At 35.0% G+C, this 18,831-nt stretch carries 11 protein-coding genes; 4 read left to right on the top strand and 7 right to left on the bottom strand.

Annotated elements, in window-relative coordinates:
• Positions 1–32: 32 nt before the first annotated feature.
• The 5 genes from A4F88_RS21030 to A4F88_RS21010 form a co-directional block, all read right to left on the bottom strand.
• Positions 33–2,147, bottom strand: coding sequence for a glycoside hydrolase family 97 protein (locus A4F88_RS21030; protein ID WP_068844736.1), 2,115 nt, complete (start codon positions 2,145–2,147; stop codon positions 33–35).
• A 27-nt stretch (positions 2,148–2,174) separates the two neighbouring features.
• Positions 2,175–4,478: a glycoside hydrolase family 65 protein gene (locus A4F88_RS21025; protein ID WP_068844735.1), complete on the bottom strand. Its 2,304-nt coding sequence runs from the start codon at positions 4,476–4,478 to the stop codon at positions 2,175–2,177.
• A 157-nt stretch (positions 4,479–4,635) separates the two neighbouring features.
• On the bottom strand, positions 4,636–5,292 hold the full coding sequence (gene pgmB / locus A4F88_RS21020) for a beta-phosphoglucomutase (RefSeq protein ID WP_068844734.1): 657 nt from the start codon (positions 5,290–5,292) through the stop codon (positions 4,636–4,638).
• Complete coding sequence (locus A4F88_RS21015) at positions 5,285–6,805, bottom strand: MFS transporter (protein WP_068844733.1); 1,521 nt, start codon at positions 6,803–6,805, stop codon at positions 5,285–5,287. The genes pgmB and A4F88_RS21015 overlap by 8 nt, the downstream gene beginning before the upstream one ends.
• Before the next feature lie 180 nt (positions 6,806–6,985).
• Entirely contained in the window at positions 6,986–8,017 is a 1,032-nt protein-coding gene (locus A4F88_RS21010; protein ID WP_068844732.1) for a LacI family DNA-binding transcriptional regulator, read from the bottom strand.
• A 236-nt stretch (positions 8,018–8,253) separates the two neighbouring features.
• Between A4F88_RS21010 and A4F88_RS21005 the strand changes: the two genes are divergently transcribed.
• The 4 genes from A4F88_RS21005 to A4F88_RS20990 all read left to right on the top strand — a co-directional run bounded on the left by A4F88_RS21005 (position 8,254) and on the right by A4F88_RS20990 (position 16,949).
• Positions 8,254–11,229, top strand: coding sequence for a SusC/RagA family TonB-linked outer membrane protein (locus A4F88_RS21005; protein ID WP_068844731.1), 2,976 nt, complete (start codon positions 8,254–8,256; stop codon positions 11,227–11,229).
• 37 nt (positions 11,230–11,266) lie between these two features.
• The gene (locus A4F88_RS21000; RefSeq protein ID WP_068844888.1) at positions 11,267–12,874 is read left to right on the top strand and encodes a RagB/SusD family nutrient uptake outer membrane protein; all 1,608 of its coding nucleotides are present in this window, start codon (positions 11,267–11,269) and stop codon (positions 12,872–12,874) included.
• A gap of 20 nt (positions 12,875–12,894) precedes the next feature.
• Positions 12,895–13,992, top strand: coding sequence for a SusE domain-containing protein (locus A4F88_RS20995; RefSeq protein WP_068844730.1), 1,098 nt, complete (start codon positions 12,895–12,897; stop codon positions 13,990–13,992).
• Between the two features lie 83 nt (positions 13,993–14,075).
• On the top strand, positions 14,076–16,949 hold the full coding sequence (locus tag A4F88_RS20990; RefSeq protein WP_068844729.1) for an alpha-amylase family glycosyl hydrolase: 2,874 nt from the start codon (positions 14,076–14,078) through the stop codon (positions 16,947–16,949).
• Between the two features lie 96 nt (positions 16,950–17,045).
• Here the strand turns inward: A4F88_RS20990 and A4F88_RS20985 are convergent, their stop codons facing one another.
• Both A4F88_RS20985 and A4F88_RS20980 read right to left on the bottom strand, forming a co-directional pair.
• Positions 17,046–17,273 (bottom strand): DUF6814 family protein, encoded by a 228-nt coding sequence (locus A4F88_RS20985; protein WP_068844728.1) that lies wholly within the window; start codon positions 17,271–17,273, stop codon positions 17,046–17,048.
• A gap of 14 nt (positions 17,274–17,287) precedes the next feature.
• A complete protein-coding gene (locus A4F88_RS20980) occupies positions 17,288–18,784 on the bottom strand; it encodes an MFS transporter (protein ID WP_068844727.1) in 1,497 nt (498 codons plus the stop codon).
• Between the last annotated feature and the right edge of the window lie 47 nt (positions 18,785–18,831).

Raw genomic sequence — 18,831 nt, 5'->3', positions numbered from 1 at the left:
TGGACTTACATTTCTTATATGGTTAATTAAAATTATTTATTTTCAATAATGCTTATTGCATAACCTCCGCCAGGAGCAGATAACTGTGATAATTTTGATTTATTTGTTACAGCAATTTTCTTGATTGTATAAGCTTGCGGATTAGTTTTGTAATGCGCATCTTTTGCATCAGCATAGATTGTTGCGGTGTATTTTTTTCCTTTTTCAAGGAAGCTGAAATCAATGTTTGATGTGCGAGGAGTTTCTCCGTTTACGTTTCCAACGAACCAGTTGTTTGTTCCTTTTGCTTTACGTGCAACTGTGATAAAATCTCCAGGCTCAGCCTCGATATATTTACTTTCTGACCAATCTACAGCTACATCTTTAATGAATTGGAATGCATCTGGAAAACGGTTGTAGTTCTCCGGAGTATCAGCCGCCATTTGTAGCGGACTGTACATGGTAACATATAAAGCTAATTGATTTGCAATTGTACTGTTTACATGCGATTTGTTATCCGGATTCATTTTGCTGATATCCATTTCGAAGATTCCAGGAGTGTAATCCATTGGGCCTCCAATTAAACGTGTAAATGGTAAAACGGTAACGTGATTTGGTTTAGAACCTCCAAAAGCCTGGTATTCTGTTCCTCTTGCTGCTTCGTTTCCAATTAAGTTAGGATACGTTCTTGCAATTCCTGTAGGGCGAACTGCTTCGTGAGCGTTCACCATAATTTTGTAATCAGCAGCTTTTTCGATAGCATATTGATAATGGTTTACAATCCATTGATCGTAATGGTTTTCACCGCGAGGTAAAATGTCACCTACATAACCACTTTTTACAGCATCATATCCATTGTCTTTCATGAATTGATACGCTTTGTCCATATGACGCTCGTAGTTACGAACAGATCCTGAAGTTTCGTGGTGCATGATGATTTTTACACCTTTAGATTTTGCATATTCGTGTAACCCTTTTACATCAAAATCAGGATAAGGCGTTAAGAAATCAAAAACATAATCTTTTGAGTGACCAAACCAGTCTTCCCAGCCTTCGTTCCAACCTTCAACCAAAACAGCGTCGAAACCATTTGCAGCAGCGAAATCAATATATTTTTTTACGTTAGCATTGTTTGCTCCGTGAGTTCCGTTTGGTTTTGCTTTTGAGAAATCAGAAACGCCTAATTGAACTGTCGGGAAATCGTTTGTATAGGACCAAGAGCTTTTTCCTGTAATCATTTCCCACCAAACACCAACATATTTTACTGGTTTAATCCAGGAAGTATTCTCAATTTTTGATGGATCGTTTAAGTTATAAGTCATTTTTGAAGCTAAGATTTCTCTGGCATCATCGCTTACTATAATAGTTCTCCAAGGAGAGTGGCTTGGCGCTTGCATATACCCTTTATCACCTTTTGCATCCGGAGTTAACCAAGATTCGAAAGTCATGTTTTTATCATCTAAATTCAAGTGCATACAAGAATAGTTGATCAAAGCTGCTTCGTGAAGGTTGATGTAAATTCCGTCGTTTGTTTTTAACATCAAAGAAGTCTGAACTCCTGTTGGCGAAAAAGATTTTTGAGAAACGTTTGCCGTATATGCTTTTTCAGATAGACCTCTAATTTCAGATAATTTCGATTTGGTGTAATCGTATTCCTGAGTATCATAATCTCCCGGAATCCAGAAAGCAGTATGATCTCCAGTCATGGCAAATTGAGATCTTTCTTCTTTGATTACAAAGTAAGTAAGGTTCTTTTGTGCCGGGAATTCATATCTAAATCCTAAACCGTCTTCGAATAAACGAAAACGAATTACAATTTGTCTGTCTGTTCCTTTTTGATTTAAAGTTACAGCCAATTCATTATAATGATTTCTGATGTGATCTACTTCTCCCCAAACTGGTTTCCAGGTTTCATCAAAAGTTGAAGTTTTAGTATCTACAACTGTAAAGTCATTTAGTAAAGATTTTTTATCATCTTTAAGTTCAAGACCCAGTTTACTGGTTTTTACAACTTCTTTGTTTTTGTATTTTAAATTGTACGTTGGAGTTCCGTCGTTTTGAAGAGAAAATTCCATTACGAACTTGCCTTCGGGTGATTTTAATTGTTGTGCTTTTGCAATCGAGCTAAAAGCAAACAAGATTAAACTTGCGAAAAATAAGTTTTTCATGTTTTTTAGTTTTTAGAGTATTGTAATTTAATTAATTTGTGCGAGTTTCCCAGCTGTTATTGTTTTTCCGTTTACAACGATATTTAAATCCTCATCGCTGTCTACAGTAAAAGTGGTTTCGTTATGATTTACAGCAACTTTTAAAATTTGATTTCTGAAATTGATTTTAAAAGAATACGCTTTCCATTCTTTTGGAATTTTTGGAGAAAAATGCAATTGGTCATTTTTAACTCTCATTCCGCCGAAACCTTCTACAATACTCATCCAGGTTCCAGCCATTGACGTGATGTGACAGCCTTCTTCAACTTCTTTATTATAATCATCCAAATCCAGACGAGAAGTTCTCAAGTAGAAAGTATACGCCATATCCATTTTGTCTAATACAGCAGCCTGAATGGAGTGTACACAAGGCGAAAGTGAACTTTCATGAACGGTAAATGATTCATAAAAATCGAAATTTCTTTCTAATTCTTCTCTCGAAAAATGATCTTCGAAGAAATAGAAACATTGTAAAACATCGGCTTGTTTTATATATGGTGAGCGTAAAACGCGATCCCAGGACCATTTTTGGTTAATAGGGCGTTGCGATTTATCTAAATCTTTTACCGGAACTAAATCTTTGTCTAAGAAACCGTCTTGCTGCAGATAAACTCCTAACTCTTGAGAAGTTGGGAAATACATATCATTGGATACTTTTTTCCATTCGTGAATTTCTTCAGAAGAAAGAGTGACTTTTTCTAAAACACGTTTGTGATCTGCAGGATATTCTAATGCTACTTTATTGATTTGATCTGCCGCAAAATCAATACACCATTTTGCAATATAATTGGTGTAGAAGTTATTGTTGATGTTGTTCTCGTATTCGTTTGGACCTGTAACTCCCAGAATTACATATTGATTTTTTTCTTTTGAGAAAGAAGCTCTTTGATGCCAGAAACGCGCAATACCAATTAGAACCTCTAAACCTTTCTCAGGAATATAAGAGTAATCGCCGGTGTAACGGTAATAGTTGTAAATCGCAAAAGCAATCGCTCCATTTCTGTGGATTTCTTCGTGTGTGATTTCCCATTCATTATGGCATTCTTCACCATTCATGGTCACCATTGGATATAATGCAGCACCATTTTTGAAACCTAAATTATCCTTAGCATTTTCAATCGCTTTGTCTAATTGATTGTAACGATAGGTCAATAAGTTTCTTGCAACTTGCTGATCTTTTGTCGCCATGTAAAACGGAATACAATATGCTTCAGTATCCCAATAAGTAGATCCGCCGTATTTTTCTCCGGTAAAACCTTTTGGTCCAATATTTAATCGGCTGTCTTTTCCTGAATACGTTTGGTTTAACTGAAAGATGTTGAAACGAATTCCCTGTTGTGCTTTTACATCGCCTTCGATTGTAATATCTGACATTTCCCAGATTTTTGCCCAGGCGTCAATTTGATTTTGAAGTAAAGCATCATATCCTGAATTTACTGCCGACTTTATTACTTTTTCGGCTGCAGCCAAAGTGTTTTCGTGGTTTAAAGAAACCGTATAACCTCCAATTTTTTGAATAGATGAGGTTTGTCCTTTTGCAATAATAGTTCCGTAAGTGTACTGAACTTTATCTGCAGTTGAATCGATTGTTGATGGTGAAACATGAATGTCTTCTCCATTTGCCAAAATCGTATTGTGCATAAAAGTGGTAACTTTAAAATGCGTTTTAAATGTTTGAGCAGTTACAAAAGCTTCATTTGTACCTTTTTTCACTTCAAGCGGTTCCCAGAATTTTTCTTCCCAGTTCGCATCTTCATTGGTTACACCAGCATCAACATAAGGTTTGTAAACGATTTTTGCATCTTTGTTTAAAGGTGTAATATCGTATTTAATGATTCCGGCTTCGTCTAAATCTAAGGAAAGAAAACGACGAACGTTTACGGCAATTTCAGTTCCGTTTTTAAGAACTGCTTCGAAAGAACGATTGTACCATCCTTCTTTCATATTCAATTCTCTGCGGAAGTTTCTAACTTCGGTACACGTATTTAAATCAAGATTTTCTTCGTTGATTTCTATGTCAATTCCTATCCAGTTTGGAGCATTTAAAACTTTGGCAAAATATTTCGGATATCCGTTTTTCCACCAGCCCACTTTAGTTTTGTCCGGATAATAGATTCCGGCAATGTAACTTCCCTGAAAAGTTTCAGCGGAATAGGTTTCTTCAAAATTGGCGCGTTGTCCCATAGCGCCGTTTCCGATACTAAAGAGACTTTCAGACGATTTTACTCTTTCGGCATCAAATCCTTCTTCTATAATTGACCAATTATCTGGTTTTATATAATCTTGGTTCATTTTTTTCTTTAATTAGAGAATTAGAAAATATGCCAATTTGATAATTATTTTTTGGCTATTTCTAATTGCTGATTGTTTGTACTATTTTGATTGATGATTTATAATGGTTTAAATTTGATAATTATTCATTTTTTTAATTATCAAATTGGCATATTTTCTAATTGATTAATTTGTTGATAAAGCTTTCATCTATTAGAGTGAAATCTTTAAAAATGTAATCTGCTTCATGTAAAATTGTTTCCTCACCAATTCCTACACTTGTCATACCACCTATGTTTGCAGCCTGAATTCCGGCAACAGAGTCCTCAAATACAATTGAGTTTTTTGGATCAATGTTTAATAATTGAGCCGCTTTTAAGAAAACTTCCGGATCTGGTTTTGCATTGGTCACATCGTTTCCGTCCACAATAACATCGAAGTAAGACAGAATCCCTGTTTTCTCTAAAATGGGTCTTGCATTTTTACTGGCAGATCCCAGAGCAATTCCTTGTTTTTTGTCTTTTAATAATTGCAGTGTTTTAAAAACTCCCGGAAGAATCTCACTTTCATCCATATCAACCAAATAAGACAGGTAATCTTCATTTTTTTGAATCAGCCATTTGTCTTTGTCTTCCTGCGAAGCCTGAACTTTTCCTAATTCAAGAATTATATCTAACGAACGTACACGACTTACCCCTTTTAGTAATTCGTTGTCTTCGTGTGTAAAATTTATGTTTAATGCCTTTGCAATTTTCTGCCAGGCTAAAAAGTGGTATTTAGCGGTATCAACGATTACTCCATCAAGATCGAAGATGAATGCTTTTTTATTATTCATGAATTTCAATTTTAGTTCTGCTATTTACTCTAAGTGTAAGTAATCCGGCAAATATCATAGATACGCCGCCTATCATTAGGGCGTAAATGGGTTCATTGTGAAAGAATTGTTTGATTACAAATCCTAATATTGTAGCGGCTACAATTTGTGGTATTACGACAAAAAAGTTGAAAACTCCCATGTAATAACCCATTTTTGCAGCTGGTAAAGCTCCGGATAACATAGCGTAAGGCATTGATAAAATACTCGCCCATGCAATCCCAACTCCTAACATTGGCAGGATTAGCATTTGTTTATCACCAATAAAATAAATCGAAATTAAACCAACACCACCAGCACATAAGGCTAATAAATGTGTTGCTCTAACGCCCACTTTTTTTGCAATAACAGGTAATAAGAAAGCTACGGCAGCAGCCACTCCGTTATAAACCGTAAACAATACAGAAACCCAGTCGGCAGCATCATTGTATACTTTTGAAGTAGTGTCTGTTGTACCAAAAATGTGTTGTGTAACAGCTTGTGTAGTATAAATCCACATGGAGAAAAGCGCAAACCAGGAGAAAAATTGTACCCAGGCTAATTTTTGCATTGTTTTGGGCATATTCAATAAATCGGTCATGATTATGGTAAAACCATTCTGAACTTTTTTATTTCGTAATTGTGATGCAATTACAAATAAAACTCCCATGAAAATCAATCCAATAAATAAAATATACAGCTCTTTTGCCAGGCTGTTTTCGAAAATTAGAAATGAAACTAATCCTCCAATTGCAGCAAATATTAATCCTAAAAATAATTGTTTTTTAATCGTAACACCTGATTCTGCTTCTGAGTTTAGAGCATCTTTATCTAAATCTTTTTTGCTGTTCGCTTCAAAAGCATGAAGTTCTTCGGGAGTATATTCGGTTGTTTTAAAAACGGTCCATAAAACAGAAAGCAGGAAAACAATTCCGCCAATATAGAAAGACCATTTTACCGCATCCGGGATAATCCCTTTAGGAGCAACGTTGCTAACATCAAATACATTTGTGAAGAGATAGGGCAAAACAGAACCTACAACGGCACCGGTTCCAATAAAAAAACTCTGCATTACAAAGCCTAATGCACGCTGGTGGTCGGGTAAATTATCGCCAACAAAAGCCCTGAAAGGTTCCATAGAAACATTTATCGAAGCATCCATTATCCATAAAGTTCCGGCAGCAATCCATAAAGTAGGAGAGTTGGGCATGATAAATAATGCGATCGAGGATAAGATTGCTCCAATTAAAAAATAGGGGCGACGTCTGCCTAAACGAGTCCAGGTTCTGTCACTGAAATAACCAATAACGGGCTGAATTATTAAACCAGAAACAGGCGCAGCAATCCACAAAATGGGGATTTCATCTATTTTAGCACCAAGGGTTTCAAAAATTCTTGAAGTATTTGCGTTTTGCAGTGCAAAACCAAACTGTATTCCTAAGAAACCGAAACTCATGTTCCAAATTTCCCAGAAACTTAATTTACGCTTTTCCATTATCGTAATTAAAAAATTAATTAGACGATAAGCGCTTTGCTTATCAAAACTTACTTATGGTTTCGAAGTAAAAGTAAAAGCTTTGAGCAGGCGTAAAAGTATTAATTATTTTTTTATTTATGCTAACAAAAAAATCATAAATGTTATTTATGACTTTAGAATGTGTTGATTTTAAGAAAATTAGTCAGTAGATTCTCGTTGTATTAAGTGTGTTTCGATAACTTCTGTGGTGTAGTTTTCGTTTTCTTCGTCATCATCATCGTGTTCGGCTTCGAGTCTTTCGATCAGCATTTTAGCCGCTTTATTTCCCATTTTTTCACCACTCTGGCTTACAGTTGTAATGCTTGGTGTAGAGTATTTTGAGATGATTCCGTCTGTAAAAGCAATTACGGCAAGATCTTCGGGAACTTTTAACCCCATTTTGCTTGCAGTTTTGATAATGGTTACTGCAAAAAGCTCGTTTACCGCAAAAACAGCATCAAAAGCTCTGTCGTGCAAAAGCTGGCTGATGGTGATTTCGCAGGTATCGACATCTTCAATTTTTATAATTAAATCTTCGTTGAAAGGAATTTCGTTATCCAGAAGTGCTTTTTCGTAACCGTCAGTTCTCAACTTTCCAACACTTACATAATCAACAGTGGTTACTAAAGCAATCTTTTTTCTGCCACTATCAATCAGACTCTGAACGGCTTCATAAGCGGCAGCTTTATCATCAATAATAACTTTATCACACAAAATATCGTTGGTTACACGGTCGAACATGACAACGGGCATTCCCTGATTGATGACTTCTGTAATATGGTGAAAATCGCCTTTAAACTGGGTTTCTTTAGAGAGAGACATGATAAAACCATCGATGCTTCCGTTGGCCAGCATTTCCATGTTTAGTACTTCTTTATCAAAAGAATCATCAGATAAACAGATGACAACGCTGTAGCCATTTTCATTCGCAACCTGTTCGATTCCGTTGATGACAGTAGAGAAAAAATAATGTACAATTTCCGGAATGATAATACCAATACTTTTGGTTTTTCGATTTTTTAAACTAAGGGCAATATTGTTAGGCTTGTAGTTGTAAAACTTTGCAAAAGCCTGCACTTTTAAACGTGTTTCTTCCCCTATTTCTAAGCTGTTTCTAAGTGATTTAGAGACAGTTGAAATAGAGACATCAAGTTCCTTTGCAATCTGTTTTAGGGTTATTTTTCGTTTCATAGTAGTTATTTGAAAAAAATCTAATTGTTAATAAAGGTATCTGAAATTTTTATATTCAGCAATTTTTGACTTAAAAGATTACAAAAAATAGAAAGTTTTCAACACTACCACGTTTTCGTAAACCAATAAAAATTGCAACCGGTTGGTCGTGTTAATAAATTCCTAATTTTGAAATTCGAAGTAAAATTAAAAACTTAACTAACAATCAAAAACTCAAACTAATTTAAACAAAAAGTATGAAAACAATTTACAAAAAGTTGTTATTTTTATTCCTGCTGTTGCCATTTACTGTGTTAGCTCAAAGCACTTTAAAAGGAACGGTTGCTGATCATGCAACGGGGCAACCAATCCCGGGAGTAAACGTAAGTGTACAAGGTGCTCCGGGCGGAACATCAACAGATTTTGACGGTAAATTTCAGTTATCTAATGTAAAAAACGGGGACAAAATTGTTGTTTCATTTATTGGGTACAAGACGTCAACTATAACTTTTAACGGTCAGGAAACATTAAATGTTTCTTTAGAAGAAGATACGAATCAACTTAAAGAAGTTGTGGTACAAGTAGGTTATGGTACTGTTAAGAAAAAAGATGCAACAGGTTCTGTATCTCAAATTTCTGCTAAAGAATTTAATAAAGGAATTAACGTAACTCCGGAAAGCTTAATTAGCGGTCGTATCGCTGGTGTAAATGTTGTTGGAGGTGGTGCTCCGGGAGCAAAAGCAGATATCAGAATTCGTGGAGGATCTTCTTTAACAGCTTCTAATGAGCCTTTGATTATATTAGACGGACTTCCGTTAAGTAATGCAGTTCCTAGTGGTGCAACTAGTATTTTATCTACTATTGATCCTAATGATATTGAATCTTTTACAGTTTTAAAAGATGCTTCTGCAGCTGCAATTTATGGTTCACGTGCTGCAAATGGTGTAATTGTAATTACAACTAAAAAAGGAACTAAAGGTGGTATAAAAGTTAACTTTAGCTCACAGCTAGGTGTTAATACAGTGGCTAATACTGTTGATGTGTTAAGTGCAGATCAATTTCGTAATTTAGTAAATACAAAAGGTACTGATGCTCAAAAGGCATTATTGGGTAAAGCAAATACAAACTGGCAGGATGAAATTTTCCATACTGCTTTAACAACTAACAATAATATATCTGTAAGCGGTTCATTGTTTAATAAATTACCAGTTCGTTTATCTGTTGGAAATGTTGATAATCCAGGTATCCTAAGAAATACTTCTTTTGAAAGAACTACGACATCGATATCGTTAAACCCGGTTTTATTTGATAATCACTTAAAAATTGATATTAGCGGAAATTTAGCTTTTGCTAAAAATCAATTTCAAGACGAAGCAGCAATTATTGGCGGTGCAATAGGTTTTGATCCAACACAACCTGTTTATCAGTCAGGATCTCGTTACGGAGGATATTTTGAATGGTTAGAGCCTAACGGAAATTTACCATTATTACCTTCAAGAAACCCGGTTGCAAGATTAAATCAGGAGGATAAAAGAGCAACTTCTACCAGAAAATGGGGAAATATTAAAGTAGATTATAAATTTCATTTCTTTGAAGATTTAAGAATCATTGCTGAAGCAGGTATCGATAGATTCGATAGTAACGGATACAACAGACAAAGTACAGAAAGTGCTTTAGGATATCAGCCAAATGCTTTTAGTACAGGAAATTGGGTGAATTTAGGAAACTACAATAGTTACACCAATAATCTTCAGAACAAAAACTTAAATACGTATTTTAATTATACTAAAGATTTAGGAAAGCTTAAAATCGATGCAACTGCCGGATATAACTATCAAATGTTTCAAAAACAGAAATATGAATCTGGTGAGACTACACAGCCAACACGTAATGAGTTGACTACTATTGATCCGGATGTTAATTTACAATCTTTCTTTGGTCGTTTGACTTTAAATTATGACAGCCGTTATTTATTAACGCTAAATTACAGAAGAGACGGAACTTCACGTTTTTCTAAAGAAAACAGATGGGGTAATTTTGGAGGAGCAGCTTTTGCATGGAATGTTGCTGAAGAATCTTTCTTAAAAGGCAATAGCACACTTTCAAGTTTAAAATTAAGAGTAGGTTACGGTACAACAGGGCAACAGGATATTACAGCTCAGTATGATTACTTAAGAAGAGTTACGCTTGGAACTATTAATTCTCAGTATATTTTTGGAAATACTATTTATAAAACAGCAAGACCAGAAGGATACAATGAAAATATCAAATGGGAAGAATTAGGAGAGATGAACGTTGGAGTTGATTTCGGATTCCTTAATGACAGAATTACAGGTACATTAAACTATTTTGATAAAAAATCAACTGATTTATTAGCTGATGTTGTAGTACCAGATGGAGCAAATATCAGAAATTCCGGAACTTATAATGTTGGTAGTTTAACAACCAGAGGGGTTGAGTTTAATATTCAGTCGGATATTATCAAAGGAGATAAACTGAATTGGAATGTTGCTTTTAATACGACTTATATTGATCGAAAAATAACAAGTTTAGGTGTTACTGTTCCAGGTTTTGACGGATACTTAACCGGAGATAATATCGCTGGTGGTGGTGGAAATAAAATTGAGGTTAACTCTGTAGGTTTTGCACCAGAATCATTTTTGGTATACCAACAATTATACGATGCAAATAAAAAACCAATTGCTGGAGCTTATGTAGACAGAAATGGAGATGGTAAAATTGATGACGGAGACCGTTACAGATTTCATAAACCGGCAGCAGACTACACATTTGGTTTGTTCTCTACTTTAAACTACAAAAAGTTTGATTTTACAATGAACTGGAGAGCTAGTTTAGGAAATTATATTTTTGATAATGTGAGTTCTAATTTAGGTTATTCTGATGCAGGTTTAAGAAGACAAACAGATTTATCTAATGTAAGTACTGATTATCTTAATACAGGATTTACTTATGAGGATAATGGTACATCACGTTATTTGTCTGATTACTATATCAAAGATGCTTCTTTTATTAAGTTAGATAATGTAACTCTTGGTTATACTTTCGATAAAACATTATTAAAATCAGCTAGTTTAAGATTTACAGCAGGTGTTCAGAATGTTTTTGTACTTACAAAATACAAAGGTTTAGATCCGGAAAAATTCAACGGAATTGATAATAATGTATATCCTAGAGCAAGAACATTCTTGTTTGGTGTAAATGCAAGTTTCTAATCAAGCACTGAAAAAACAAATTTTAAAAACAAATAAAATGAAAATATCATTTAAACATATATCTTATTTCTTCCTATTTATTTTAGGATTGAATTTGACGCTTACTTCGTGTACTGGCGACCTTGATGTGACGCCACGTGATAAAAACGAATTTTTATCTGAGACCTTTTTTCAGGACCCGGCTTCATACAAACAGGTATTAGCAAAATTATATGCAGGTTTATATGTAGGAGGTAATGACGGAGATGGTAAACCGGATATTGCAGGACTTGGCGGAGATTTTAGTAGTTACTTAAGATTACTTTTTGTGACACAAGAGCTTCCTACTGATGAATCAATTATTGCCTGGGCCGACGGTACTTTGCCAACATTAAATACTCAAATGTGGTCACCTGCAAACGAATTTCTTGCAGGGGCTTATTCAAGAGCATTCTATGAAATTAGTGTTGCTAATGAGTTTTTAAGACAAACTACTGATGAAAAATTAACAGCAAGAGGTGTTGATGCTGGTTTAAAAGCTCAAATCGCTACATTTAGAGCTGAAGCTCGTTTTTTAAGAGCATTTTCATATTACAATTTAATGGATTTGTTCGGGAATGTGCCTATTACAACAGAAGCTGATCCGGTTGGATTGTTTTATCCTGTACAAAAAACAAGAGCAGAAGTTTTTGCTTATATTGAATCTGAATTAAAAGATTTAGATAGTAGTTTGGCTGCTTCTAAATCTAACGAATATGGAAGAGTAGATAAAACAGCTGCTAAATTTTTATTGGCGCAAATTTATCTAAACTCTAAGGTATATACAGGAGTAGAGAAAAATAACGAAGCTGCAGCATTGTGTAATGATATCATTACCAGTTCAGGCTATACTTTTGCAAATGTTCCTTACAATTATTTGTTCTCAGCAGATAATAACAGAAACGGAGCTCAAAGTGAGTTTATTTTTCCTGTAATAAGTGATGGTAATGCTATTAGAGCCGTTGGTGGAGGAATGAGTTTTATAATTCATGCATCTATTGGAGGTAGTATGGTTTCTTCTAATCTGGGTATGGATGGAGGATGGCAAGGAACCAGAACCCGTAAAGAATTTGTGGCTCTTTTTCCTGACGCAACTGCTACAGCAGATAAAAGAGGGACATTTTATACAGACGGACAATCTTTAGACATTAAAAATGTTGGAGCATTTACAGATGGTTATGCTGTAACTAAGTTTATCAATGTGAACTCTGATGGTTCTAAAGCACAAAGAACAGACGTTCCGGATACTGACTTCCCAATGTTTAGATTATCTGATGTTTATTTGATGTATGCTGAAGCTACAGTAAGAGGAGCGAGTACTGGTAATATAGGTAATGCAGTGACGTACATAAATCAAATTAGAGCGAGAGCCAAAACAACGCCAATTTCTAGTGCAGATTTAACACTTGATTTTATCCTGGCAGAAAGAGGACGCGAATTGTTTTGGGAATGCCACAGAAGAACAGATTTAATTCGTTTTGGAAAATTTACCGGAGGATCTAAAATCTGGCAATGGAAAGGTGGATCTATGAATGGTAATGCAACAGAATCTTTTAGAGATTTAATGCCTATTCCTGCAAGAAACATTCAGGCAAATCCAACTTTGAAACAAAATCCAGGATACTAACACCTTTATAAAACAGTAAAATGAAAAATATATATAAAATTTTAATCGCATTTATTGGTGTACTTGCGGTATCATGTAATGCTGATGCTGTAGATGAAAGACCAATTGTTGAGGCTGTTTCTACACCCGAAATTACTGCTCCTGCTACAGGAAAAGTATTTGTTCTGGATGCAAATAAACCAACAGAAGAAGCTGCAAAATTTACATGGTCAGCTGCAAAGTATTCTGCTAGTGTTGTTGTAAAATATACTTTGTTGATCGATAAAAAAGGTGGTGATTTTACAAAAGCAGTAACTCTTGCAACGACAAGTAATATTACTGAAGCTTCAATACTTGTTAAAGATTTAAATCAGGGAGCAATTGATCTTGGAGCACAAACAGATGTTGCTTCTTTATTTGATGTAAAAGTAACATCAAGCGTTTCAGGAGGAGTGCCTCAGGTGGCTAAAACTGCTATAACAATTAGTGTAACTCCTTATACCGGAAAAGTTGATTATAAGTTTACCGAGTGGTATTTGGTAGGTGATGCATCAGTTTCAGGCTGGGATAATAACAAAGGAAATCAGATTTTATTCAGAAACCCAAAAAACACTAACGAATATACTTTTACAGGATTCTTCAAAGCGGGTTCTTTTAAAACAATTAGTACTTTAGGCAGCTGGGCTCCAATGTATGGAGGTGCTTCTGGTGCTTTGGTTTACAGAGGAAAAGATTCAGATCCTGATCCGGCTAATTTTGCAATTCCTGCAGATGGATATTATACATTTTCAATGGATGTGCAAAAGCTAACCTATAAATTAGTTCCTTATGATGCTACTGCTGCAAAATCTTATACAACAGTTGGTATTATTGGAGATAGTACACCAGGAGGCTGGGATGCATCGACAGCTATGAAAAAATCTACTTTTAATGGTCATATCTGGAGTTTAGGAGTTACTTCATTAAAAGACGGAGGACTTAAATTTAGAGCAAATGACAGTTGGGATGTTTCCTGGGGAGGAAATACTGCTTTCTCCGGAGGCGGAACAGGAGATAATATTCCGGTAGCAAAATCTAAATATGTAATTTATTTCAATGACTTAGACGGAAGCTATTTAATGATTCCAAATCAAGAGTAATTTTTTCTTGAAATATTAATAAGGGCTATCTACGGGATAGCCCTTTTTTAATCACACTAACTAACCAAATAACCACACTTATTATGAAAAAAACTTTACTTGCAATATTTTTTTTGTTGTCTGTAATTTCGTTTGCACAGCAGCAAAATGTTACATATTCCGTTAGTCCTTTAGTTTTTGAAGAAACGGACCCTATAACGATTACAATTAATGGTAGCAGTGTAGATGAAACCTCCTGGGGAATTTTAGATCATTCTCTTTATATGTGGGCATGGGCTTTTGATATCAATGATATTAACCAAAAAGGAACTCCGGACAATGGTTCCTGGGATAATTCCAGCGAAACAAGCAAGTTTACTTATAATTCGGCCACAGATACTTATACGAAAATAATCACACCTGCAACCTATTACAACACAACAGGAATAGGAAGAATTGGTTTTTTAATTAAAGCTAAAAACGGGAACGGAGATAAAAAATCACAGGATATTTTGGTAGAAGTTGGTTCGTTTCAGGCTAGTCTGACTGCGCCTTTAGAAAATAGTACGACTATTATAGCATCCGGAGCTAATTTTAATATTACAGCGACAAATACAAACGGGTCGGCAAGCTATTCATTAAAAGCAAACGGAACCGTTATTAATACTAATGCCAGTACATCAGGCTATTCGTATTCTCATGCTAATATTGTGAATAGTCAAAATTATGAATTGAGCATAACACAAGGCGCCACAACAATTGTAAAAAAGTTCTCTGTTGTAGTAAATCCTAACACCGTTTCAGAAGCGATGCCTACAGGTTTAGTTGATGGAATTAATTATAATGCATCTGATGCTACAAAAGCAACTTTGGTTCTTGATGCTCCTTTAAAAGATTTCGTTTATGTGGCAGGAAGCTTTAATAACTGGCAGCCAACGTCGGCATATGCCATGAAAAAAGATCCTGTTTCAGGCAAATTTTGGTTAGAATTAACCGGCTTGGTTTCGGGAGTAAATAATACGTATCAATATTGGGTAGTCGAAACAACTCCTATTGCGAACTCACCTTCATTAGTCAAAACAGCCGATCCATATTCGACTTTAGTTTTGTCTCCTTATGATGATGCCGGGATTCCGTCGGCTTCCTATCCCAATATGCCTGTTTATCCAACAGGACAAAATTTTGAAGTAACGGTTCTAAAAACAGGACAAACACCTTATAATTGGCAAGTAACAAACTTTACAAAACCGGATAAAGATAAATTGGTAGTTTATGAAGTGCTGGTTCGTGATTTTGATGCTGCCAGAAATTATCAGAGTTTAATTGATAAAATCGAATATTTTAAAGCATTAAAAATCAATGCTATCGAATTAATGCCGGTAATGGAATTTGAAGGCAATGAAAGTTGGGGTTACAATACTTCGTTTCATATGGCTTTGGATAAGTTTTACGGGACTTCGGATAAATTAAAAGAGCTTATTGATTTATATCACCAAAACGGAATTGCGGTTATTCTGGATGTAGCCTTAAATCATGCTTTTGGGCGAAATCCAATGGTAAGAATGTGGATGAATGATCCTGATGGTGATGGTTTTGGTTCGCCAACCGTTGAAAACCCTTATTTTAATACAGTTGCAAAACACACTTATAGCGTTGGGGAAGATTTTAATCATCAATCACTAAAAACTCAAAATTATGTAGAGCGTGTCATCAAACAATGGATCGAAGAATATAAAATTGATGGTTTCCGTTGGGATTTAACCAAAGGTTTTACACAAGCTTGTACTGCCAATGATGAATCCTGTACAAATGCCTATCAACAGGACAGAGTAGATGTGCTGAAAAAATACGCTGATTATTCCTGGAGTTTAGATCCTGCACATTATACTATTTTTGAGCACTTAGGAACCGATGCAGAAGAAAAAGAATGGGCAAATTATAGAATTACAGACCCTGTGAGCAAAGGAATTATGCTTTGGGGAAAAATGACAAAACCATATAATCAATTGTCAATGGGATATGATAGTGAAAGTGATATTTCAAGAATGACAAGTGCAAGTCGTGGTTTTACAGCAAATCGATTAATAGGATATGCAGAAAGTCATGACGAAGAACGTTTGATGTATAAAAACGTACAATACGGAAACTCAAGCGGAACATATAATGTAAGAACATTAAACACAGCTTTGTCAAGAATGTCTGCAATTGGTGCGGTTTCATTATTGGTTCCGGGACCTAAAATGATTTGGCATTTTGGAGAATTAGGCTGGGAAAATTCTATTTTTAACTGTAACGATAATACAGTAAACTCAGATTTTGATGCTATTACAGGTGATTGTAAACTAGATACAAAGCCACAGCCACAATGGGTGAATAATTGGTTAGGGAACACCAACCGAAACAAAATTTACAACGATTGGGCAAAAATGATTACCCTTAAAACAAAAGAGCCAGTGTTTTCGGGTACGGCTACAATTGCAAGTGTAAACTCATTATTGGTTAACATTAAAATAAGTAATGATAATCTGGTTTCAACACAATTGAAAGATGTTTTGATCGTGGCAAATTTTGATGTTACGGCACAAAATGTTGTTACAGGATTTAAGTACACAGGAACATGGTATAATCTAATGGATAATACGACAATTAATGTTACAGATGTAAATGCAGCCATCAATTTACCGGCAGGAGAATATAGAATTTACGGAAATAAACAAGCCAGTTTAGCCATAGCTGATTTCGAGAAAGGAAATGCAGTTAGTTTGTATCCAAATCCGGTTTCAAATTATTTTACTTTAAATGTAGCGACGACTAAAGTTCAGGTATATGCAATTTCAGGACAATTAGTAAAAAGTTTTAATTCAAACGGAAATCAGGATTTTCAGTTTGGAGTAAGCGAGTTAAAAGCAGGTTTGTATATCGTAAAAGCAATCGATGAGAACAACAAAGTTCAGGTAATGAAATTCCTGAAAAAATAATAGATACTACTAGGTAAAAGATTTTGGTTTGGTTAGTAATGCAAAAGGGCTGTTCTATATATAATAGACAGCCCTTTTCTCATGTAATTTTTTTTACTATTTTTTTTGATTGTTGTATTCTCCAATAACAGCAAAATAGCCAAAAGTTCCCAGTCCTAAAACAATTAACGGGGTAAGGATAAATAAAATGATGATACCAAAAACAAGATCATCTTGCTGATCCGAAAGTAGTTTGGGTAAACCAAATTCAAATACACAAAAATAAGCGGCTGCCACTGCCAGAATAACCCATAAAACACCTAAAATTTGTTTGATCGCATTCATAATTTAAAATATAATTAAAGGTGATTAGTTTTGTTTTTATTATCGATATAGATCATGCCAATTACAAAGCAAACAGAAGCAATGATGATAGGATACCAAAGTCCGTCGAGATAGTAGTCAGGCTTTCCTGAATTCTTGGCGTGCGTAACAAAATAAGTTGAGATGGCTGGGAGTAAGCCTCCAAAAATGCCATTCCCAACATGATAAGGAAGCGACATCGAAGTATATCGTATTTTTGTTGGAAACATTTCCACTAAAAAGGCTGCAATTGGACCGTATACCATAGTTACAAATAAAACCTGAATAAAAACCAATAAAATCAATGTCCATTCATCACTAGAGTTAATGTTGATCGAGATATGACTTTGAGGTTCTTTTTTATTATTAAAAGTTGTCTTCTTCTCTACATACGAAGTTCCGTCAGTATAGGTTTTTGAAATTGTGGTAATTACATCATTATTTTTTGTTGTCTCTGTATTTTGACTTCTTTTTTCTACAATTTCGGTTTTACCACTTACATCAGTAGTATTGTACATCATCTTATAAATAGGCCTGTAGCAAAAAATAGCAAGCAGCATGCCGAGCATCATAATATGTTTTCGTCCAACTTTATCGCTCAGCCATCCAAAAACAATAAAAAACGGAGTTCCTATTAATAAAGCAATTCCAAGTAATCCGTCAACCTGAGAGGAATCTATATTCATAACGGTTTTCATAAAACTCATGGCATAGAATTGCCCGGTGTACCAAATAACACCCTGTCCCATTGTGGCGCCAAACAACGCTAGTAAAACAAACTTTAAGTTGTATCGGTTTCCAAAACTTTCTTTTAAAGGATTTGTACTTGTAGTTCCTTCTTTTTTAGCTTTAGCAAAAACAGGAGATTCATCCATATTTTTACGAATTAAATAGGAAACACCAACCATCACAATCGAAACCCAAAACGGAACACGCCATCCCCAGGAGTCAAAATCTTCAGCTGATAAAGTATTTTTTGTGGCTAAAATGACCATTAAAGAAATAAATAAACCAACCGTTGCAGTAGTCTGAATCCAGGAAGTCCAATATCCTTTTTGACCAACCGGAGCATGTTCTGCAACATAAGTAGCTGCGCCGCCATATTCGCCGCCAAGCGCAAGACCTTGTAACAAACGAAGAATTAAGACCAATAAAGGGGCCAAAAAACCAATAGTTTCATAACTCGGAATACAGCCAATTAAAAAAGTAGAACCGCCCATTAATAATAAAGTAGCCATAAAAGTATACTTACGGCCAATAATATCTCCAAGTCTTCCAAAGAATAAAGCTCCAAACGGCCTAACTACAAATCCGGCTGCAAAGGTAGCCAAAGTCGATAAAAAGGCTGCAGTTGGATTATCGCTAGGAAAGAATTTGGTTGAAATAACAACGGCTAAACTGCCAAAAATATAGAAATCATACCATTCAATCATGGTGCCCATAGAAGAAGCTGAAATTACTTTCCAAATGCCCTTAGTAGAAGTTTTGTTCATAAAACTGGTTTGATGTCTTATTAGTAAATGAAAGTTAAAAATATGTT

It is taken from the genome of Flavobacterium chilense (assembly GCF_001602525.1).
Taxonomy (GTDB): domain Bacteria; phylum Bacteroidota; class Bacteroidia; order Flavobacteriales; family Flavobacteriaceae; genus Flavobacterium; species Flavobacterium chilense.
This window is presented reverse-complemented; position numbering and strand designations above follow the sequence as displayed.